The following is a 20,876-nucleotide window of genomic DNA, read 5'->3' as shown; positions in this document are numbered from 1 at the left end:
GAGTTCTGTTCAGGGGTGGTATGGAGCTGGAAGGTGAGCTGCTTGCCGTTCGTCGGCGTTCTCCTGCCCCGCCGGTGGTGGTGGCCTCGCAGGTGTACCGGACAAAGGCTCCAGAGGCCGAGCCACGCCACATTTTGGAGGAGATCGTCTGGCACAAAGAGCAGGAGGTGGAGCGCCAACGGGAACAGCTTCCTCTGAAGCAATTGCAGCAGCAACTGGAGCAAGCGCCACCGGTGCGGGATTTTGTGGCGGCCCTCACCCAATCCCCTCACCCCGTTTCCCTTATCGCTGAGGTGAAAAAAGCTTCCCCCAGCCGTGGGGTTCTCCGCGATCCCTTTGATCCGGTGGCCATTGCCCAAAGCTACGAGGCGGCGGGAGCCAGTTGCCTGTCGGTGCTCACGGATGAGCGGTTTTTTCAGGGCAGCGGCGAGTACTTGCGCCAGATCCGCCAGGCGGTAGGGATCCCCATCTTGTGCAAGGAGTTCATCCTCTACCCTTACCAAATCCTCTGGGCCCGCACTCTGGGAGCGGATGCGGTGCTGTTGATTGCCGCCATTCTCTCGGATGCGGACTTGGGCTATTTTCTCAAGCTCATTCAGCAACTGGGCATGGCGGCTCTGTTGGAGGTGCACACTTGCCAAGAGTTGCAGCGGGTTTTGGCCTTGCCGCACCTGCAACAGGCCAAAGGACGGGTGCTGATCGGCATCAACAATCGGGATCTCAAAACCTTTGCGGTGGACTTGAACACGACGCGGGATCTCTTGGTCGCCCATCGGGAGCGCCTCGGCGATCTGCCGGTGGTCAGCGAGTCTGGCATCCACACCCCTGCTGACTTGCAGCAGTTGCGCAGTTGGGGGGTGCGCGCTGTGCTGGTGGGGGAAGCGCTGGTAACGCAGCCGGATCCCGGCCAAGCCGTCCGCTCCCTGTTGTCATCCCAGTAAGCCCAGGATTGTCAATGGATCCCAAGAAGGGCCTAGATCGATGAAACGTATTCCTGTGCCGGCTCACGTCCACTACGAATTTCTGCTGCGGGTTCTCGAGCGGCAAACGTTTCCCACTGTCGAAGAGCAGGATTTCGGCAACCGAGGCCGCACGCAAGAGCTGATCAACTCTCTGCGCAAAGCCCTGACCCAACAGTTGCAACTGGAAGAGGACTGGCGACAGCGGGGCTATCAGGTGGACTACCGCTGGAACATAGAGGAGCCTCAGCCACCCTCTTGACCTTCCAGCCCACTGGAAGGTTTAGCATCAAGCTGGTGGCATTGGGCTGGGGAGGTTTCCCAGGATGCAAGTTGTTTTGACGGTGCCGAAGCTGGCCTGCTCCGCTTGTGTGGACACCATCACGCAGGCGGTGCGGCAACAGGATCCCCAGGCGCAGGTGGAGGCGGATCCCAAGACCAAGCAGGTGCGGATTACGTCTGAGCAGCCGGAAAGTGTCTGGCGGCAGGTGCTCGCCCAAGTGGGCTATCCGCCGGCCTAGCGATTTTTCCCTTGCCCGTCGGCAGTAGCGGGACAAGGTTCACAGGTGTGGTTTTCCCCTGGTTGGGGGAAAGAGGGCTTTTGCTATTAATTTTTGCTCTGAGGACAGCCATGTCTGATTCGGGTTCCCATTCCGCTGCCCCCGGCCTGTCCGCCTCATCTGCTGGCGGCACTTGGCGCTTGGCTATCCAGGGCATGAGCTGCGCCTCCTGCACCGCCGTCATTGAACAGGCCCTCAGTCGCGTGCGGGGCGTTACGGCACAAGCGGTCAACTTTGCCAGCGAGCAGGCCATCGTGCGAGGGGATCCCCGGCTGGTGAATCCGCAAGCCTTGATCCGGGCGGTGGAGCAGGCGGGGTATCAGGCGCGCTTGGTCGAAGACGATTGGCAACAGTCCGATCCGACCGACCCAGAACGGATCGCCCAACGGGCGGCAGAACGGGAATTGAAGCTGAAGGTGGCAATAGGAGTGGGCCTCAGCACGGTGCTGCTGATCGGATCCCTGCTGATGATGCTGGGGCGGGAGATCCCCGGCCTGCCCCCCTGGCTGCAGGATCCGTGGTTGCAGTTGCTGCTGACGGCGCCGGTGCAGTTTTGGGTGGGCCAGCCTTTTTATCGTGGCGCCTGGGCGGCTTGGCAGCGACGCTCGGCGGATATGAATACCTTGGTAGCTTTGGGAACGAGCGCCGCTTTTTTCTACTCCCTTTTTCCAACCCTCTTTCCCAACTTCTTCCACCAGCAGGGCCTGCACCCGGATGTGTACTACGAAGTGGCGGCGGTGGTCGTCACCCTGGTGCTGGTGGGCAAATGGATGGAGCAGCGGGCCAAGGGGCAAACCTCCGAGGCCATTCGCAAGCTGATCGGGCTGCAGCCGAAAACGGCAAGGGTCATCCGCGACGGGGTGGAGCAGGATATCCCGATTGCGGCGGTGCAGGTGGGGGATCGCATCCGGGTGCGCCCCGGTGAGAAGGTGCCAGTAGACGGGGTGATCCTGGAAGGATCCTCCAGCCTGGACGAGTCGATGGTGACGGGCGAGAGCCTGCCGGTGAGCAAGTCGGCAGGAGATGAGGTTATCGGGGCCACCCTCAACCAGACGGGCAGCTTTGTGATGGAAGCGCGGCGGGTGGGCAAAGATACGCTTCTGGCCCAGATCGTGCGCCTGGTGCAGGAGGCCCAGGGATCCAAAGCTCCCATTCAACAGGTGGCGGATCGGGTGACGGCCTGGTTTGTGCCGGCGGTGATCGGGGTAGCCATCCTAACTTTTGTGCTCTGGTGGGGGCTGGCGGGCAATCCGACGCTGGCTTTGGTGAACACCATTGGGGTGCTGATCATCGCCTGCCCTTGTGCGCTGGGGTTGGCCACCCCCACCTCGATCATGGTGGCGACGGGGCGGGGGGCAGAACTGGGGATCCTGGTGAAGCGGGCCGAAAGCCTGGAATGGCTGGCCCATCGCCTGGGCACAGTCGTCCTGGACAAAACCGGCACCCTCACCGAGGGCCGTCCCAGCGTCACCGAGATCTGGACGCCAGGATCTTCCCCCCTAGCCCTGTTGCGCCTGGCAGCAGCGGTGGAACAACACTCGGAACATCCGCTGGCCCAGGCAGTGGTGCAGAAAGCCGAAGCCGAAGGCATCTCGATCCCGCCGGCCCAGCACTTTCAGGCAAAAGTGGGCGAGGGGGCAGAAGCCTGGGTGGAGGATCAGTGGGTCGGCATCGGTCGGCTGAGCTGGTTGCAGGCGATGGGGATCGCTTGGGATCCCTCTTGGTTGGAGCGGGTTCAGACCTGGGAAAGCCAGGGCAAAACGGTGATCGGCGTGGCGCAATCCCACCGTCTGGTGGGGCTGTTGGCGATTGCCGACCCCATTAAACCCACCTCCCCTGTAGCGGTGCGCCAGCTTCAGGAGATGGGCCTGGAGGTGATCCTGCTGACCGGGGATAACCCCACCACCGCCCAGGCCATTGCTCGGCAGGCAGGCATTCGCCGGGTGATCGCCCAAGTCCGCCCTGAGCAAAAGGCAGCCTATATTCGCCAGCTCAGACGGCCCCGCCACCGGGTAGCGATGGTGGGAGATGGCATTAACGATGCGCCGGCACTGGCAGAAGCCGATGTGGGGATCGCCATCGGGACGGGCACCGATGTGGCCATAGCCGCCAGCGACATTACCCTGATATCCGGCGATTTGCGGGGCGTGGTTACCGCCATTCAACTTAGCCGCGCCACCCTTGCCAACATCCGCCAAAACCTCTTCTTCGCCTTTATCTACAACACGCTCGGGATCCCGATTGCCGCTGGGGCGCTCTATCCCTTTACAGGCTGGTTGCTCAACCCTATGCTGGCGGGGGCAGCCATGGCCCTGAGTTCCGTTTCGGTGGTCGCCAATGCCCTGCGCCTGCGACACTTTCGAGCCCACAGACCGGCAGGCCGGCGTTAGGCCCTCTCCCAGGGGCAAGGGGGATTAGCGCGGCAACAGTTTTGCTGCCCTTTGAGCATGAGTCTGCCGTACCGCTCATGCCTCAGGGCTATCTTCTGGCAGACAAGGACATCCCCCCCAGGGGGCTTGGTGAACGACAAGCGGCAAGCTAACCTAAAAGGCTCAGGCAGACTGGGGAAAGCGCGGTGCAAATCCGCCACTGTGACGCAACTGTGATGGGATCCCTCCCTCAGCCAGAACACCCACCTGCCCTTGTCCTGTACCCCTTGCGATTCACAAGGAACGGAGTTTTTTGTGTTGGATGTCCTCAGTTTTTCCCCTCCCCGTGCGGTTGGGCAGTTTTCTTCTCCTGCCTTGCCCCTGTTGCTCATCGGCCATGGATCCCGTGACCCTGAAGGGCAGCAAGCCTTTCTGGAGCTGGCCCAAGTTTATCAATCCCTCACCCCCCATCGGCCGGTGATCCCCTGCTTTTTGGAGCTAGCCCAGCCCAGTATTGCCCAGGGGGTGGGACAATGCTTGGCCCAAGGGTGGCAGGAGATCGTGGCCCTGCCGCTGCTGCTTTTTGGGGCGCGCCACAACAAGTTCGACGTGACGGTGGAGCTGGATCGTCTGCAGGCCCTCCACCCGCAGTTGCGCATCCACTACGGCGGGCCGCTGGGGATCCGGGTCGAGATCTTGCAACTGTTGCGGGAGCGATTGGCCACTCTGCTGGCTGCCCAGCCGCAGCAGATCCCAGGGGCGGAAACGGTGTTGCTGTTTGTCGGTCGCGGCTCCAGCGATCCCGAAGCCAACGCCGAAGCCTGTAAGCTGGCCCGGCTGCTTTGGGAAGGATCCGGGTTTGCTGCCGTGGAAACCTGCTTTATCGGCATCACCCATCCCCGCCTGCCGGTGGGTCTGGAGCGGGCCCTCTCTTGGCAGCCGCGCCGGGTGGTTGTGCTGCCCTATTTTCTCTTTACAGGGGTGCTGGTGAAAAAAATCGAGGCGGCGGTGCAAGAACGGCGACGCCAATACCCCGAGATCGACTGGCTGATGCTGCCGGAATTGGGCCTTGTGGACGCGGTGCTGCACAGCCTGCAGCAACTGGAGCAGGAAGCTCTCCAGGGCCAAACCCTGATGAACTGCCACCTCTGCAAGTTTCGCCTGGCGGTGAGCGCAGAGCTGGGAGCGGGGCATACTCATCACCATGACCATGACTCCCATGGGCACGGATCCCATCACCATCACTCTCACCATCACCACAACCACGGCCATACCCCCGCAGCAGCAGCGGATCCCTGGGCCGAATTGCAGAGCTACCACCAGCGGGCTTGGCAAGTGCCCTAAGCGAGAAACAGAGGCTGCCGGCGGGATAAACTGAGATGCAGGCAGGCGATCTGTGAACCTGACCTCTGGTTCTCCTGCTCCGGTGGTTCTGCTAGCGAAAAAACAGAAACGATGATGTTCTCCCGCTCCTCTTGGGTCTCAGGTGCCGCTGCCGCGGGGAGCGGGATCTTTGTCTTCGCGTTGGTGGTGGGCCTGCTGGATCAGATCCTGCCGACCCTGCCCAAGGTTTCCCTGTCCTTGGCCGGGATCCCTGGGCTCCTGGCTGCAATTGGGGCCTCCTACGGGGTTTGGCGGCTGGTTCAGATGGGTCTGCAGTCGCATTCCTGGCCTGACTTTCGAGAATCGCTGTTGGCGGCTGTGTCTCCCTTCGATCCTGCCGATCACGGTGGTAGGCCGCGGCAACCCGAAGTGGATCCGCGTCCTCTGCAAGTGGCTGAGGAGATCCGCCAAACCCAGCTCCGCCACCAAAAGATCCTCGACCGCACCAAGCAGCAGGTGAAAGCCGAAATCCAAACCTGCGAACGCCCCCAAGCGCAACTGCGCAGCGAGCAGCAGCGGTGCCGAGTTCTGCAGGCCCAAGCCCAACGGTTGCAACGGCACTTGCAAAATCTCCAAACATCACCCCCCCCCTCTTCCCCAAACTCCAAACCGGCCAAACCCACACCAGAGCGGGAACTGCGCCACAGGCTCCGCCAACTTCAATCGCAAGTTACCACCCTAAAAATAGAGCTGGAACGGCAAGGGATCCAACTGCAGCAGTCGGAAGCCGAGCGGGCCCAACTCCAGCAGCAGCAGCAAAAACTTAAGCGCCTCCTGCAGCGCACAAAATCCGAAAACCAAAAGCTGCGCTCCCAACAGGAGGAATGGGCCCGGCAACTGGAGCAATCCCAACAGGAGTTGCGGACTTTGCGGGAGTCCTACCGCGCCCTGCAGACCCTCTGGGAGATAGGCTCTACCCTAACTCCCAAGACGACTGCTTCTGAAATTGCCGCCGCCGAACTCTCTGGCACCTCCGGCTAGCCGCAGCCTCGGCTCACCCGCTGCAGGACAAACACACTCCCTTCGCTGCCACGCCCAATCCGCAGGTCCTCATCCAAATAGGTGATATCCAGCCAACCCCTTGGCTCGCGGCGGCGAACGTCGATCTGCACCGCCGGGATCCGTTTGGGATCCCGCTCGAGCAGATAGAGAAAACTCTCGATCTCGTAGCTCATCAAGGCCTGGGATCCGAGCACCAAGCGCTCGAAAATGACCCTGACCCGGCATTCCGACTCTGGGTAGAAGCGGGCCGCCACCGCCACAACTCCCCGGGGCAGCCAAGCCTGCAGCCAGCCGGATCCCTGGATCTCCGCCACGTTAAAGACCCGCCCAGCTTTGGCCCGAATGCACTGGTAGATCTCGCCGGTGGTCAGAAGGGGCAACTGGGCCAGCCGCAGCAGGTCTGTGCTGGTGGTAAATAGGGTAAGCCAGTTCCCCTCCAACTGTTCAGGAACAGAGGTTGGCCTGGGGGTGGGGTTGAGCGCCTCCAAAGCAGCAATGTGAGACAAGATCTGGGCTTTCTGGTCAGGGGAAACCTTCCGGCCTCGGTCAGCCCCCTCCAGCAGGCGCAACAGGGCCAGCTTTTGCTCAGCCAAAGACTCAGGCATGGGCACACTCCACAGGCACCGGCCCTATTCTAGAGAACACGGGATCCCTCTGCCCTCAACCCTCCGCTTCCACCGGCTTCAGATTTAGATTTATTTATTAGATCCGCCACCTGCTCGTACCCCAAGCCGGCCCGCACCAGCAGCGGCTCCGGCCCCGTGAGATCGATCACCGTCGAGACCTGGGCCCGATAGGGAGCCTCGTCATCCAGCACCAAATCCACCTGTTTCTCCAACTGTCGCATGTCCTCGGCGGTAAAGATTCCCCCCTCTTCCCAATCCCCAGCAGAGTCAAAACCCACCTCCAAAGAGCCGACGGGATCCCCGCCCAGCTTGGCCGAGGTGGAGACGATGGGATTGCCCAGCTCGGCCAACAGCGCCTGACAGATGGCCGAATCGGGCACGCGGATGCCGGTGGTTTTCCGCTTGGGATCCATGACCAACTTGGGCACCAGCTTGGTGGCCGGCAGCAAAAACGTAAACGGGCCCGGGATCAGCCGCCGCATCAGCCGATAGGCGGGATCGCTCACTTGGGCATACTGGGCAATTTGGGAAAGCGAAGGGCACAAAAAGGTGAGGGGCTTGTCGTTGGAAAGCCGCTTGAGACGCCTTACCCGCTCCACCGCCTGCTTGTGGGTGACATCGCAGCCAATGGCATAGACCGTATCGGTGGGGTAAAGCATGACCGCCCCTTCCCGCAGAGCGGCTGCAATCCGTTGGATGGAACGGGCCTGGGGATGCTGTGGATGGAGCTTAAAATACTCGGCCATTCGGGAGAAAAAAGCAAAACCTCAAGACTCGGAGCGGCTAGGGCTTTCCACCACTTCCGCAACTCCCCCAGAACGAGGGGTAGGCGGCACCGACAGGGATCCCTGCGGCCAATCTTTTAGCCGTTGCATCAGCGCTTGAATATGCAGACGAGGCAAATAGGGCCAGTCGCCTGCTTCCTCCAAATCCTGAAGCACCCGATAGAGCTCTTGCCGGGTGTTGGGCAAAGACTCTCGGAAGGCCCCCTCCAAAATCGTGCGGTGCAGATCCTCCAACAACCGCAGGAGCATCAACAGCTCCACACAAGCTCCCGCCCTCGCCTGGGCCGCCTGCTCAATGGCCAACTTGATCTGGCGCAAATCGGGGGGCAGATCCTCCGCCGAGATATACATAGCCGCTCATCTCTGAGTTTTGGGAAGGCAGGGGCACTCCTATTCTAAGATTCTCCTGCCCCCGAACTGGCTGGATTTTGCTAGCCGCCGCGGGTCGATGGAGATCCGGATCCCGGCCCAGGCACTGCCACACCCGCTGCAACAAGGGCTCCAGCCCCTGCCTGGCAACCGCCGAGATGGCCGATACCGGGGCACCGGCAGCCATTGACAGCCGCTGGGTGCGCTCGCTCACCTCCTGGGGCTCAAGGGCATCGATCTTGTTCAAAACCACAATCTGCGGCTTGTCGCTTAGCCCGTGGCCGTAGGCGCGCAGCTCCTGCTGAATGATTTGGTAATCCCTGACGGGATCTGCTGCTGTGCCGTCCACCAGGTGGATCAACACCCGCGTGCGCTCCACATGGCGCAAAAAGTCGTGGCCCAACCCCACCCCTCGGTGTGCCCCCTCGATCAGTCCGGGAATGTCGGCAAACACCACCCCATCCCCGGCAGGATGGGGCACCACTCCCAAATTGGGCTGCAGGGTGGTGAAGGGGTAATCGGCGATCTTGGGCCGGGCGGACGAGACCACCGAGATCAGGGTGGATTTGCCCGCATTGGGCATACCGACGATCCCCACCTCGGCAATGAGCTTTAGCTCCAGGCGCAGGCGTCGCCGCTCTCCTGGTTGGCCCCTGGTAAATTGGCGGGGAGCCCGATTGTGGTTGCTGAGAAAATGGGCATTGCCCAGGCCGCCTTTCCCGCCCCGAGCCACCAGCAGCCGATCCCCGGGCTGCACCAGATCCCCCAGCAGCTCGCCGGTCTCTGTGTCGAACACCATTGTGCCGCAGGGCACCCGCACCAGCCGATCCGCACCACTGGCGCCACTGCGATGGTTGGGCCCCCCTTTGGCCCCATGTTCTGCCTTGATCACCGGCTGAAAGCGAAAATCCAACAAGGTCTGCAGGCCGGGATCTGCCACCAGGATCACCGAGCCGCCCCGTCCTCCATTGCCCCCTGAGGGACCTCCGGCGGGCACATACTTTTCCCGGCGAAAGGCAACAATGCCATCTCCGCCGTTCCCCGCCTGCACTTCAATTTCCGCCTGGTCGATAAAGTGCAATCGCCCCTCTCCCACCTGTGGCCCTCTCTCTCTAGCTTGGCAGGATCGCGAGGAAGTTTGCCACAAAAGCTGCCCTCTTAAGCTACTATAGTATTTCCCAAGCCATTGCCTGTCCCGCCTGGGAGGGTGAGCGAGTATGGGAGCTGTTCCTTACAAGTTCAACTGCTAGTTCGCATCAACTGCTCTGCTGTTACACCCCTATGAGTCGATTCACCGCTGCTGCCGATGTAGGTTTCACCACCGAGGACTTTGCCGCCCTCTTGGATAAGTACGACTATCACTTCAGCCCTGGCGAAATTGTAGCTGGCACGGTATTTTCGGTGGAGCCGGGCGGTGCGTTGATCGATATTGGGGCCAAGACGGCTGCCTTCCTGCCTTTGCAGGAGATGTCCATCAGCCGGATAGAGGATCCGCACGAGGTGCTGCAGCCGGGAGAGACGCGCGAGTTTTTTATCCTCACCGAAGAAAATGAAGAGGGGCAACTGACCCTCTCCATCCGCCGCATCGAGTACATGCGGGCCTGGGAGCGGGTGCGGCAGCTACAAAAAGAAGACGCCACGGTGCGGGCCACCATTTTTGCCACCAACCGCGGGGGCGCCCTGGTGCGCATCGAGGGGCTGCGCGGTTTTATCCCCGGCTCCCACATCAGCACCCGCAAGCCCAAGGAAGAGCTAGTGGGCGAGGAGCTGCCCTTGAAGTTTCTCGAGGTGGACGAAGACCGCAACCGCTTGGTGTTGAGCCATCGCCGGGCTTTAGTGGAGCGGAAGATGAACAAGCTAGAGGTGGGCGAGGTGGTGGTTGGCACGGTGCGCGGCATCAAGCCCTACGGTGCTTTCATTGACATTGGCGGCGTCTCTGGCTTGCTGCACATTTCCGAGATCTCCCACGAGCATGTCGACACGCCTCACAGCGTCTTCAACGTCAACGACGAAGTGAAGGTGATGATCATCGACCTAGACGCAGAACGGGGTCGCATCTCGCTGTCTACCAAGCAACTGGAGCCCAATCCCGGCGACATGCTGCGAGATCCCAAGCTGGTTTACGAAAAAGCAGAAGAAATGGCGGCCAAGTACCGCGAGCAACTGCGGGCTGCCAAGCAAGGACAAGTCGAGGAGGCGCCGCTGGAGGTTTCGGAAGAGGAGCTGGAATACGCGGCTGCGGCGGTGGAGTAAAGCCATCTTGCGGAGAGCCTTCGGCGGCCAAGGCTTGCCGGTTTGTCTCTCCCTTAGCCTAGCTGGGATCCCTGGCCAAGAGGGGTGTCGGGTGCGGGTACAGCAGCGGTGAGAGTTTGCTTGTCCATGAGCGTTTGCGGCTACCTCTACACGCCCGCCCATGCCTCTTGGCCAGACCAGGAGCTGGCCTGGTTGAAAGCACACGGGGCCGATCCCATCTGGCACGACTGGGGATCCCGCATCCATCTGGAAGAGCTGTTGCAGGGCATTGCCGCCGGATCGGTGCAGCAGGTGCTGCTGGTGCGCCTGGCGGATCTGGGGGATCGAGTGGAGGAAGTCCACCAACGGCTATTGCAGATCCAACAAGCGGGGCTCCGCCTCAGCTTGGTCAACGAGTCCGGCCTGCACACCCCCAGCGCTGCTGCCGATTGGATCCCGCTGCTGGCCGAGCTCCCCCATCAATTGCAGAGCCGCCGCCTCTGCTGCAGCCAAGCCCAAAACCGTCTAGCGGGCAAGCCTCCCCCTGGGCCTGCCCCCTTTGGCTACCGCCGCGAAGGGGATCGCTACGCGCTGGATCGCCGCCAAGCCCCCATTGTTCAGGATTTTTTCCAGCACTTTCTTCTCTACGGATCCTTGCGCCAGGCGGTGCGCTTCATCGCTGAAAAACACCACAAGCGCATTTCGGTGGCCACCGGGCGCAACTGGCTGCTCAACCCGGTCTATCGTGGAGATCTGGCCTACGCCGACGGCACCGTTCTGCGCGATACCCACCCGGCTCTCCTCAGCCGCGCCGAGGCCGCCCAGATCGATCGCTGGCTCAAACGCAACCAAAAGATCCCGCGCCGCAGCGCCAGCGCCCCCCGCGCCTTGGCCGGCCTAGTCCATTGCCGCGTCTGCGGCAGCCTTCTGCGCATTGTGCAAACCACCCCTCGCAAGGCCAAGAAGAACGGCTCCTCCTACCTCTACCTGCGTTGCCAAACCTGTCGCTACAGCCTCCACTACGCCGCCGTTCTGCAGGAGGTGATCCGCCAAGTCTGCCAACAGCTCCCCCAGCGGGCCCAAAACCTGGATCGGCAGGCCCTGGATCAAACCCGCCAACAGCTCCAAGCCCAGATCCAAGCCAACAGCGAGCGGCTGCGACAACTGGAGGAGCTGCAGCAATCTGGACTAATGGACGAACCTGCCCTGGCCCAGCGCTGCTACCAGTTGCGGGCGGAAACGGCCCGCTTGGCCCAAAAGCTGGAACAGCTCCCCCCCGCCAACTTCCTCCAGATTGCCCAAACTCTCTCCATCCCGCCCTTCTGGCAAGACCTCAGCGAGAGTGAGCGCCGCGCCTACCTGCGGGAATTCCTGCGCAGGGTTGAGGTGGATTCTACAGGGGCCGTGCAGATGACCTTTGCCTTCGATCCCTAAGGGATCCCTTTTGAATTGCCGATTCCGCCGCTCCTCTGGACATTGAGACAATTCTTGAGACCCGCCCTCACACCGGGAACAGGGATCCCGCCAGCCGTCTCCATCGGGTTGACGGGAGGACGTTTGTCGTCAGCGCTCGTCAGAGGCGAGGAGAGAGGCATCATTTGCTTTTGATCTACTTTTATACAAAAACAAAAAACAAAAGCTGATAAACAGCTAAAATCTAGCTCTAAAAATCTTTTGGACGGAATTTTGTCTGTCCAGCGATTTAGGAAACTCCTTTAACCTGTTTTAGACTTCCCTTAACTCTTCTTAACACTTCTCAGGAGGTGGATGGGCTGCCGATAATGGCCTTTGCCAGGCTTGTGGAGGAACGTGCTGTGAAGTTGGCAGTTTACGGAAAGGGTGGGATCGGCAAGTCCACCACCAGTTGCAACCTCTCGGTGGCTTTGGCCAAGCGGGGCAAAAAGGTTCTGCAGATCGGCTGTGATCCCAAGCACGACAGCACCTTCACCCTGACCGGCTTTTTGATCCCCACCATCATCGACACTCTGGAGGCCAAGGGCTACCACTACGAAGACATCTACCCGGAGGACGTGATCTACCGCGGCTATGGCGGCGTAGATTGCGTCGAGGCGGGCGGTCCACCGGCGGGGGCCGGCTGTGGCGGCTATGTGGTGGGGGAGACTGTCAAACTCCTGAAGGAGCTAAATGCTTTCGATGAATACGACGTCATTCTCTTCGACGTGCTGGGGGACGTGGTGTGCGGCGGCTTTGCTGCCCCCCTCAACTACGCCGACTACTGCGTGATCGTGACCGACAACGGCTTTGACGCCCTCTTTGCCGCCAATCGCATTGCCGCCTCGGTGCGGGAGAAGGCCAAAACCCGCAAGCTGCGGCTGGCCGGGTTGATCGGCAATCGCACCAGCAAGCGGGATCTCATCGACCAATACGTCTCGGCAGTGCCCATGCCCGTGCTCGAGGTGTTGCCACTGGTCGAGGACATTCGCATCTCGCGGGTGAAGGGCAAAACCCTCTTCGAGATGGCAGAGATGGATCCCAGCCTGGAGCCCGTCTGTCAGTACTACCTGAACATCGCCGACGAGCTGCTGGCCCGCCCGGAGGGGATCGTGCCCCGGCCTGCCGAGGATCGGGAGCTGTTTGCCCTGCTTTCGGACTTTTACAAAACCCCCGTGCGGGAGCCGGCGCTGGTGTAAGGGATCCCAAGCCTGCCAGCTTGCCGGTGTGTCTAAAAGTGAAGCAATTGTTTCGAAAAACCGTCGCAAACCTTATCAATTCGTTGTCTGGCCCGCTTTCCACTCCAAGATGGATTGTGCAGGAAATCCCTCTTGAGGACATGGCAGAGGAGTTGGATATGCAAGCACAAGCGCAACCCACCGTGGTGATTACCGGAGCTTCTTCCGGCGTCGGCCTGTATGCGGCTTTGGCTTTGGCCAAGCGGGGCTGGCACGTGGTGATGGCCTGTCGGGATCTGGACAAAGGCCGGCGGATGGCCCAGCAGGTGGGGATCCCCCAGGGCAGCTACACCTTGATGCCGATCGATCTGGCCAGCCTGGCCAGTGTGCGGCAATTTGTCGAGCAATTTCGCCAGTCGGGCCGCTCTCTGGATGCCCTGGTGTGCAACGCCGCTATCTACATGCCCTTGCTCAAGCAGCCCCTGCGCAGCCCGGAGGGCTATGAGCTGACCATGGCCACCAACCACCTGGGGCACTTCTTGCTCTGCCATTTGATGCTGGAGGATCTGAAGCGCTCCACTTACCCGGATCGGCGGCTGGTGATCTTGGGCACCGTCACCCACAACCCCAAGGAGCTGGGGGGCAAGATCCCGCCCCAACCCCACCTGGGGGATCTGCGGGGTTTTGCCCAGGGTTTCAAGGAGCCGATCAGCATGGCCGATGGCGGCAAGTTCGATCCCGTCAAGGCCTACAAAGACAGCAAAGTCTGCAACATCCTCACCATGCGGGAGCTGCACCGCCGCTTCCACGAGAGCACCGGCATCACCTTCCTCTCCCTCTACCCCGGCTGCGTGGCGGAAACAGGCCTCTTCCGCCATCACTATCCCCTGTTCCAAAAGCTCTTCCCCTGGTTTCAAAAAAACATCACCGGTGGCTATGTCTCCCAGGAGCTGGCCGGCGAGCGGGTGGCCCAGGTGGTGGCGGATCCCGAGTTTCGCCAGTCAGGGTTCTACTGGAGCTGGGGCAACCGGCAACGCAAGAATGCCAAGCCCTTTAACCAAGAAGTCTCGGACGAAGCAGGGGACGAGGCCAAGGCCAAGCTGCTCTGGGATCTGAGCGAAAAATTGGTGGGCGTGCCCCAGTTGGTCGCCCTCTAGCTTGACAAACCCTTTTCTAGGAGCCGACGATGACTGCTGCTGTGGATACTTCCAATACCCTCCACTTTCAATGCGAGACCGGCAACTACCACACCTTCTGCCCGATTAGTTGCGTGGCCTGGCTCTACCCCAAAATCGAAGACAGCTTCTTTTTGGTGATCGGCACCAAAACCTGTGGCTACTTTTTGCAAAATGCCATGGGGGTGATGATCTTCGCCGAGCCGCGCTATGCCATGGCCGAGCTGGAAGAGGGAGATATCAGCGCCAAGCTCAACGACTACGAGGAGCTGAAGCGGCTGTGCCTGCAAATCCAGCGGGATCGCAACCCCAGCGTCATCGTCTGGATCGGCACCTGCACCACCGAGATCATCAAAATGGATCTGGAGGGCCTGGCACAGAAGCTAGAGGCCGAGATCGGGATCCCGATTGTGGTGGCGCGGGCCAACGGCCTCGACTACGCCTTTACCCAGGGGGAAGACACGGTGTTGGCTTCCATGGCCCAGCGCTGCCCGGAGCAGGTGCAGGAAGAGGAGCGGGAGACGCGGGGCGGCCTGCAGGCCCTTTTCTACGGGCTGCGCTCCGGCAAAAAGAAAGAGGAAGAGGGCTTCCACCCCCACCCGCCGCTGGTCATCTTCGGCTCCGTGCCGGATCCGGTGGTTACCCAACTCACTCTGGAGCTGAAAAAATACGGGATCCGCGTCTCCGGCTGGCTGCCGGCCAAGCGCTACGGGGAGCTGCCGGCCATCGAGCCGGGCACCCATGTGGTGGGGGTGAATCCTTTCCTCAGCCGCACCGCCACCACGCTGGTGCGCCGCAAAAAGGCCAAGCTCATCCCTGCTCCTTTTCCCATCGGGCCAGATGGCACCCGCGCCTGGATCGAAGCCATTGCCCGCGAGCTGGGGATCCCGACTCCAGGCCTGGCAGAGCGGGAAGCGGAAGTGTGGCGCCACCCCCAAGTTCAAGAGTACCTGGGCCTGCTGCGGGGCAAGAGCGTCTTCTTCATGGGGGATAACCTGCTGGAGGTCTCCCTGGCCCGCTTCCTGGTGCGCTGCGGCATGACGGTGCAGGAAATCGGGATCCCTTACCTCGACAAGCGCTACCAAGCCGCCGAGCTGGCCCTCTTGGAGCGCACCTGCGAGGAGATGGGGGTGCCCAAGCCCACCCTGGTGGAGAAGCCGGATAACTACCACCAACTGCAGCGCATCAAAGCCCTGCAGCCGGATCTGGTGATCACGGGCATGGCCCACGCCAACCCCCTCGAGGCCCGCGGCATCACCACCAAATGGTCGGTGGAGTTTACCTTTGCCCCGATCCACGGCTTCGGCAACACCCAGGCGCTGCTGGAGTTGGTCACCCGCCCGCTGCGGCGCAACGCCGCCCTCAAAGGCTTGGGCTGGGAACAGTTGGTACGCGAAGAAGCTTCTGTCTAGCCCTCTGGCTCCTCGTTGTCGAAGAGCAAGCCGTCCAGGTGATCCGGAAGTTGCTGCCGGTCGATCCAGACCATGCCCGCCAAAATCGCCTCGGCCTCATTTTGGAAGTAGCCGTAGGCTTTGGCAGCAGGCTCCACTGAGCCATCCTGACGTAGCCGCTGGCAGCAAAAGATAAACCCCTTGTCGGTAGTTTGGGTGGTGATGCGCCAGTTGCGGTGGATGTGCTCGGCCATGGTCGGGGATCCCAATGCAGCAAGGGAGCTCCCTCACCCCCAACCCCTCTCTCAAGGGGAGAGGGGAGAAAAACCCTAGAGCGTGCGCAGCACCTCTCGCGCTGCCTCTAGGGTTCTCTCCACATCGGCCTCGGTGTGGGCCAGGGAAGTGAAGCCGGCCTCAAATTGCGAGGGCGCCAGATACACCCCCCGCTCCAGCATGCCGCGGTGGAAGCGGGCAAACTTCTGCAAATCCGAGCGCTTGGCCTCCTCGTAGTTGCGCACCGGGCCGGCGGTGAAGAAAAAGCCGAACATGCCGGGCAAATAGCCCCCGCACATCTCATGACCGGTCTCTTGTGCAATCTGCAGCAGCCCCGTCGCCAACTGCTCGGTAATCCGCTCCAGATACTCATAGGTACCGGGTCGGCGCAAGATGTCCAGAGTGTGGATCCCGGCCGTCATGGCCAGGGGGTTGCCGGAGAGGGTGCCCGCCTGGTACATGGGCCCCGCCGGCGCCACCATCTCCATAATCTCCCGCCGACCGCCGTAGGCCCCCACCGGCAGGCCGCCGCCGATCACCTTGCCCAGGGTGGTCAAATCGGGGATGACGCCAAACTTGGCCTGCACGCCGCCGTAGCTGATGCGAAAGCCGGTCATCACCTCGTCAAACACCAGCAGGGCGCCATACTTTTGCGTCAGCTCCCGCAAACCCTCCAAAAAGCCCGGCTGCGGGGGAATGAAGCCGGCATTGCCCACCACCGGCTCCAGGATCACGCCGGCAATGGAGTCGGGATACTGCTCAAACAGAGCCTTGACTGCCTCTAGGTCGTTGTAGGGGGCGGTCAGCGTGGCACTGGTGGCAGCCTTGGGCACCCCCGGCGAATCTGGCAGGCCCAGCGTGGCTACCCCCGAGCCGGCCTTGACCAAAAACATGTCCGCATGGCCGTGGTAGCAGCCCTCAAACTTGATCACCTTTTCCCGACCGGTATAGGCCCGCATCAAGCGCAGCACCGCCATGCAAGCTTCGGTGCCGGAATTGACAAAGCGCACCATCTCCACGCTGGGCACCGCCTCGATCACCCGCTCGGCCAGCTCGTTTTCCAAAACGCAAGGGGCGCCAAAGCTGGTGCCTTTCTCCAGGGCCCGCCGCAACGCCTCGATCACCTCGGGGTGGGCGTGGCCGACAATCGCCGGCCCCCAACTGCCGATGTAGTCGATGTACTGGTTGCCATCCACATCCCAGGCGTAGGCGCCGGCAACGCGGTCGAAGACGACGGGATCCCCGCCCACCGACTTAAAGGCACGCACCGGAGAGCTGACGCCCCCCGGCATAAGCTGCTGCGCCCGTGCAAAGATCTGCCTGGAGCGGCTGGTGTTAAACGAGCGAGTGGGGAGAGTGCTGGTCATACTGGGAGCTGTTCAACGCATCTTCTAGGCTAGCAGGCAAGGAGACCTGCTGGTGGACTGCTGCCCTCTCTTTTGGTTTTAGTTACTTGGGCTTCCTTCTGGGGGATCCACCCACCGCCCATCGGCTTTGATGAGCTCGATCAGCGCCTGGACGCCCTCCGACTCGGGCACCTTCTTCACCTCCTCCTTTCCGCGGTAGAGGGAGATGTAGCCGGGGGTTTTCCCCACATAGCCGTAGTCGGCGTCGGCCATTTCCCCCGGCCCGTTGACGATGCAGCCCATGACGGCAATGTCGAGGCCCACCAGGTGCTGGGTTGCGGCCCGCACCTTCTGCAGTACTTCCTCCAAGTTGAAGAGGGTGCGGCCACAGGAGGGGCAGGCCACATATTCCACCATGGTTTTGCGCAGGTTGAGGGCCTGCAAGATGCCGTAGGCCACCGGGATCTCTTTTTCCGGGGCTTCGGTTAGGGAAACCCGAATGGTGTCACCGATCCCCTCGGCCAGAAGCGTCCCGATCCCCACTGCCGATTTGATGCGGCCATATTCTCCATCGCCGGCCTCGGTCACCCCCAAGTGGAAGGGGTAGTTCAGGCCCAAGGCATCGAAGCGGCGGGCCGCCAGCCGGTAGGCCGCCAACATCACCTGCGGACGGGAAGCTTTGAAGGAAAGAACTACGTTGTGGAAGTCTTGCTCGGCGCAAATCTCGGCATATTCTAGGGCCGACTCCACCATGCCCTCTGGAGTGTCTCCATACATGAAGAGCATGCGCTCGGCCAGGGATCCGTGGTTGACGCCGATGCGCAGGGCTTTGTTCTGAGCTTTGAGGGTCTGCACCAGGGGGGTGAAGGTTTCGCGGATCTTATTGCGGATGGCCTCCAGTTCGGCTTGGGTGTACTCGGTGCGACCGGGCTGCGGCTTTTCCAGGAGGAACAGACCCGGGTTGATGCGCACCTTGTCCACGTATTGGGCGACCTCCAGGGCGATCTTGATGCCGTTGTGGTGGACATCGGCCACCAGCGGCACCGGCTTGTAGGTTTGGATCAGCTTGCTCCGAATCGCCTCCATCGCCTTGGCATGGGCCATGCTGGGAACGGTAACCCGCACGATCTCCGAGCCCGCCTCGTGCAGACGACGGATGGCCGCCACCGCCGCATCGATGTCGAGAGTGTCTTCGTTGATCATGGACTGCACCACCACCGGGTGCTGGCTGCCGATCAACACGTTGCCTACGGCTACGGTGCGGGTAGGACGACGGGGGTAGACCGGTTCTGGGTAGGGCTGCTGAGAGGGCGCGTTGGGCCGATCTAGAGTCTGCATGGCTTGCTAAAAAAGGGCTGCTCTAGCTTGATTGTAGGCCGAAATGCCAGCAAGACCGAGGATCTCCCCGCTTGGCCCACAGCTCCGACCCCCCGGCTTTGGCTAAAAAGCGCGGCACAGGTCTAGGGGTAGAAGGCGCAAACGAGCTGACTTCTCGGACAAATGGCGCAATAAAGAAAAGTCAAGCCAATCAACTGCCCCAGGGGAGCAGGATCACTCTCGATGAAGCCGTCCTAGCCGCACAAGCCGCACAATTTGCTAGAAACTAGGGTGTCGGTACTCCCTTTGTCAAGCTGGGCAAACTCCCCTGCCATTCTTGCCAGGGGGACGGTGGCTTTGAAGCAAGCCCGCCTGCCTTGGACGGCAACAGGGTGTCAAAGCAAAACACCCTGAGTTCCAAGATGAGCCGTATGCACCTGGGAGCTCTAGAGGGAGAGAGAGCAATCCCCGGTTAGCGGTATAACCTCGGTCTCAAAGGTTTCTAGAGAAATCCCTCCGCACGAGCAGGCAGCGTTTTGGCTAGGGCCGATAAGCAGGAATTAAAGTGCTCCCCTTGGGCTGGCGCGAGGGCGTCCTTTGCGGCCAAGTCTGAGGTGGAGGCAAGCCGCCCCTGAAAACGGCACTCAAGGGCCTAGGGGAACTGTCTACAGGGAAAGAGGCAACTGCCGGCGCTGAGGGTGCTCTTGGAGCCGCTCAGCATCTGTCCTAGCGGAGAAGACAGGGCTTCAGCCATCCGATTCCGTGGGCTGATCCCTGAGGAGGTGGCTGCGAATAAAATCTTTGGGCGTCACGCTTTCCACAAACTTATGGAAGGCCTCCCGCTCTGCCTCGTCGGCATCTTGGTTCATCGGGATCGAAGCTTCCGCAATCACCTCTTCTACGGTCCAGATGGGGGCATGGGCCCGCAAGGCAAGGGCAATGGCATCGCTGGGGCGGCAGTCGATCTCCTGCTTTTTATCGCCGCAGACTGTAACAAGCACTGCATAGAAGGTGTTGTCCAGCAGCGCGTGGATGATAACCCGCTCCAGCTTGATCCCCCAAGCTTTCCAGGAGTTCAGAATAAGGTCGTGGGTCATGGGGCGGAGGGGCTTTTGGTCGTCCAGCGCCTGCAGAATGGCGTTGGCCTCCGCTCTTCCTACCCAGATGGGTAGGGCACGCCGCTCATGGGTATCGCGCAAGATGACAATGGGAGCCTGGTTGACAGCGTCGACCGCGATCCCAGCCACATGCATCTCGATCATGAGCACTCGCCTCCAGCCTTCAGACCTCGATCGTATCCACTGGTAGCAAACTTTGGCAACACAGCATGGGCTCGGTTCGTACATCACTTGAAGTGGCCCTCATCGGTGGCACCAGCGAAAGCCGCAGCTTGGCCCACGTCCTCAGCCATGAGGGGATCCCTTGGATAGCCACCGTCACCACCGAGGGCGGAAGAAGGCTGTATCGGGATCTGCCCGGCCAGGTGGTGGTGACGCGATTTTCGCCGCCATCTTTGGCACAATTCCTACAGGAACACGGGATCTGCGTGCTGGTAGATACTTCCCATCCCTTCGCCCAGGAGATCTCGCAACTGGCCATGCAGGTGACCGCCCAACTGGGGATCCCCTACCTGCGCTACGAGCGCCCCCCGGTGGCGTTGGATCCCTGGGTACAGGTGGCGCCGGACTGGCAGGCGGTGCTCACGGATGGCGTACTGGCGGGGCGGCGGGTGCTGCTGACGGTGGGGGTGAAGGCATTGCCCCTGTTTGGGCCCTGGCAGGATCGCTGCCAACTGTGGGCGCGGGTGCTGCCGGAGTCGGTTCCCCAAGCGGTGCAAGCCGGGATCCCTGCCGAGCGGGTGATCGGAATGCGCCTGCCCCTCAGCTTTGAGCAGGAACTGCGGCTTTGGCAGAGTCTAGATCCTCAGGTAGTCATCAGCAAGGAGTCTGGAGAAGCGGGTGGGCTGGCCGTCAAGCAGGCAGTGGCCAAAACCCTGGGGATCCCGCTGTGGGTCATCCGGCGGCCACCCTTGCGCTATCCCTGGTGCAGCCAGGATTTGACAGCGGTGGTGCAGGAGTGCAAGCGCCGACTGGCCGAAGCTCACGCTCAAACAAATCAAAACGGCTCCTCGGCGGGCAGGTCAGCCTCCCGGTCTTGACGGGATCCCAGGAGTTCGAGGCGATCTACGGCAATGACGGGTCTTTGGCGATCCTCACCGGTGGATTTGTCTTTCCAGCGATCGAACTTGAGGCTGCCGGTTACCCCAATGAGGCTGCCCTTGCGCACATATTCTCCGGCCACCTCGGCGGTGCGCCCCCACAGCTCTAGGTTGAACCAATCGGGCTTGTCTTCGCCTTTGCGGAAGCGGTTCACCGCCAAGCTAAAGGTACACACCACCCTGCCCGACTCAAAGTAGCGCACCTCCGGATCCATGCCGGCTCGCCCCACCAAGGTCACCA

At 61.4% G+C, this 20,876-nt stretch carries 21 protein-coding genes and 1 riboswitch; of the genes, 12 read left to right on the top strand and 9 right to left on the bottom strand.

Annotation, left to right across the window (positions count from 1 at the left end):
- Positions 1 to 20 precede the first annotated feature (20 nt).
- The 6 genes from trpC (at position 21) to NW846_RS09445 (ending at position 6,252) form a co-directional block, all read left to right on the top strand.
- Positions 21 to 941, top strand: a complete 921-nt coding sequence (gene trpC, locus NW846_RS09470; protein ID WP_011431168.1) for an indole-3-glycerol phosphate synthase TrpC — start codon at positions 21 to 23, stop codon at positions 939 to 941.
- 40 nt (positions 942 to 981) lie between these two features.
- The gene (locus NW846_RS09465; protein ID WP_011431169.1) at positions 982 to 1,221 is read left to right on the top strand and encodes a DUF5340 domain-containing protein; all 240 of its coding nucleotides are present in this window, start codon (positions 982 to 984) and stop codon (positions 1,219 to 1,221) included.
- A 64-nt stretch (positions 1,222 to 1,285) separates the two neighbouring features.
- Entirely contained in the window at positions 1,286 to 1,480 is a 195-nt protein-coding gene (locus NW846_RS09460) for a heavy-metal-associated domain-containing protein (RefSeq protein ID WP_011431170.1), read from the top strand.
- Positions 1,481 to 1,590: 110 nt separating this feature from the next.
- Entirely contained in the window at positions 1,591 to 3,909 is a 2,319-nt protein-coding gene (locus NW846_RS09455) for a heavy metal translocating P-type ATPase (RefSeq protein WP_414515831.1), read from the top strand.
- A gap of 128 nt (positions 3,910 to 4,037) precedes the next feature.
- Positions 4,038 to 4,174: riboswitch (cobalamin riboswitch) on the top strand.
- Positions 4,175 to 4,203: 29 nt separating this feature from the next.
- The gene (locus NW846_RS09450) at positions 4,204 to 5,232 is read left to right on the top strand and encodes a sirohydrochlorin chelatase (RefSeq protein ID WP_414515829.1); all 1,029 of its coding nucleotides are present in this window, start codon (positions 4,204 to 4,206) and stop codon (positions 5,230 to 5,232) included.
- A gap of 111 nt (positions 5,233 to 5,343) precedes the next feature.
- On the top strand, positions 5,344 to 6,252 hold the full coding sequence (locus tag NW846_RS09445; protein ID WP_240527822.1) for a hypothetical protein: 909 nt from the start codon (positions 5,344 to 5,346) through the stop codon (positions 6,250 to 6,252).
- On the opposite strand, the gene NW846_RS09440 is transcribed toward NW846_RS09445, so the two are convergent.
- The 4 genes from NW846_RS09440 to obgE are packed head-to-tail and all read right to left on the bottom strand — an operon-like array spanning position 6,249 to position 9,134.
- On the bottom strand, positions 6,249 to 6,878 hold the full coding sequence (locus tag NW846_RS09440) for a PAP/fibrillin family protein (protein WP_099812851.1): 630 nt from the start codon (positions 6,876 to 6,878) through the stop codon (positions 6,249 to 6,251). The two genes, NW846_RS09445 and NW846_RS09440, sit on opposite strands and share 4 nt — an antisense overlap.
- 29 nt (positions 6,879 to 6,907) lie before the next feature.
- Positions 6,908 to 7,645 carry an L-threonylcarbamoyladenylate synthase gene (locus NW846_RS09435; protein WP_414515827.1) on the bottom strand — a complete coding sequence of 246 codons (738 nt, stop codon included), beginning with the start codon at positions 7,643 to 7,645 and terminating at the stop codon, positions 6,908 to 6,910.
- Positions 7,646 to 7,666: 21 nt separating this feature from the next.
- Entirely contained in the window at positions 7,667 to 8,035 is a 369-nt protein-coding gene (locus tag NW846_RS09430) for a hypothetical protein (RefSeq protein WP_228375305.1), read from the bottom strand.
- A complete protein-coding gene (gene obgE, locus NW846_RS09425; protein WP_011431177.1) occupies positions 7,977 to 9,134 on the bottom strand; it encodes a GTPase ObgE in 1,158 nt (385 codons plus the stop codon). Before obgE ends, NW846_RS09430 begins: the two co-directional genes overlap by 59 nt.
- Before the next feature lie 200 nt (positions 9,135 to 9,334).
- On the opposite strand from obgE, the gene NW846_RS09420 reads away from it, so the two are divergent.
- From NW846_RS09420 to NW846_RS09400, 5 genes are all read left to right on the top strand, one after another.
- Positions 9,335 to 10,306 (top strand): 30S ribosomal protein S1, encoded by a 972-nt coding sequence (locus NW846_RS09420; protein WP_414346974.1) that lies wholly within the window; start codon positions 9,335 to 9,337, stop codon positions 10,304 to 10,306.
- Positions 10,307 to 10,432: 126 nt separating this feature from the next.
- Positions 10,433 to 11,719, top strand: coding sequence for a recombinase family protein (locus tag NW846_RS09415; protein ID WP_011431180.1), 1,287 nt, complete (start codon positions 10,433 to 10,435; stop codon positions 11,717 to 11,719).
- A gap of 380 nt (positions 11,720 to 12,099) precedes the next feature.
- Positions 12,100 to 12,936, top strand: coding sequence for a ferredoxin:protochlorophyllide reductase (ATP-dependent) iron-sulfur ATP-binding protein (gene bchL / locus NW846_RS09410; protein ID WP_414346975.1), 837 nt, complete (start codon positions 12,100 to 12,102; stop codon positions 12,934 to 12,936).
- 158 nt (positions 12,937 to 13,094) lie between these two features.
- Positions 13,095 to 14,072, top strand: a complete 978-nt coding sequence (locus NW846_RS09405) for a protochlorophyllide reductase (protein ID WP_011431182.1) — start codon at positions 13,095 to 13,097, stop codon at positions 14,070 to 14,072.
- Positions 14,073 to 14,101: 29 nt separating this feature from the next.
- Entirely contained in the window at positions 14,102 to 15,502 is a 1,401-nt protein-coding gene (locus NW846_RS09400; RefSeq protein WP_011431183.1) for a ferredoxin:protochlorophyllide reductase (ATP-dependent) subunit N, read from the top strand.
- On the opposite strand, the gene NW846_RS09395 is transcribed toward NW846_RS09400, so the two are convergent.
- From NW846_RS09395 to NW846_RS09380, 4 genes are all read right to left on the bottom strand, one after another.
- Entirely contained in the window at positions 15,499 to 15,735 is a 237-nt protein-coding gene (locus NW846_RS09395) for a hypothetical protein (protein ID WP_011431184.1), read from the bottom strand. The genes NW846_RS09400 and NW846_RS09395 overlap by 4 nt on opposite strands.
- 75 nt (positions 15,736 to 15,810) lie before the next feature.
- Positions 15,811 to 17,121, bottom strand: coding sequence for a glutamate-1-semialdehyde 2,1-aminomutase (hemL, locus tag NW846_RS09390; protein ID WP_414515824.1), 1,311 nt, complete (start codon positions 17,119 to 17,121; stop codon positions 15,811 to 15,813).
- A gap of 78 nt (positions 17,122 to 17,199) precedes the next feature.
- Positions 17,200 to 18,438: a (E)-4-hydroxy-3-methylbut-2-enyl-diphosphate synthase gene (ispG, locus tag NW846_RS09385; protein WP_414346976.1), complete on the bottom strand. Its 1,239-nt coding sequence runs from the start codon at positions 18,436 to 18,438 to the stop codon at positions 17,200 to 17,202.
- Positions 18,439 to 19,163: 725 nt separating this feature from the next.
- Entirely contained in the window at positions 19,164 to 19,679 is a 516-nt protein-coding gene (locus NW846_RS09380) for a bifunctional nuclease family protein (RefSeq protein WP_041438544.1), read from the bottom strand.
- 65 nt (positions 19,680 to 19,744) lie between these two features.
- Here NW846_RS09380 and NW846_RS09375 point away from each other — a divergent pair, with 65 nt between their 5' ends.
- On the top strand, positions 19,745 to 20,575 hold the full coding sequence (locus NW846_RS09375) for a cobalt-precorrin-6A reductase (RefSeq protein ID WP_414346977.1): 831 nt from the start codon (positions 19,745 to 19,747) through the stop codon (positions 20,573 to 20,575).
- Here NW846_RS09375 and NW846_RS09370 read toward each other — a convergent pair.
- A complete protein-coding gene (locus NW846_RS09370) occupies positions 20,533 to 20,874 on the bottom strand; it encodes a single-stranded DNA-binding protein (RefSeq protein WP_414515821.1) in 342 nt (113 codons plus the stop codon). The genes NW846_RS09375 and NW846_RS09370 overlap by 43 nt on opposite strands.
- Positions 20,875 to 20,876: the final 2 nt, after the last annotated feature.

Source organism: Synechococcus sp. W60.3, from assembly GCF_047502615.1.
Taxonomy (GTDB): domain Bacteria; phylum Cyanobacteriota; class Cyanobacteriia; order Thermostichales; family Thermostichaceae; genus Thermostichus.
Note: the sequence above shows the minus strand (reverse complement) of the source record. Positions and strands in the feature narration are given on the sequence as shown.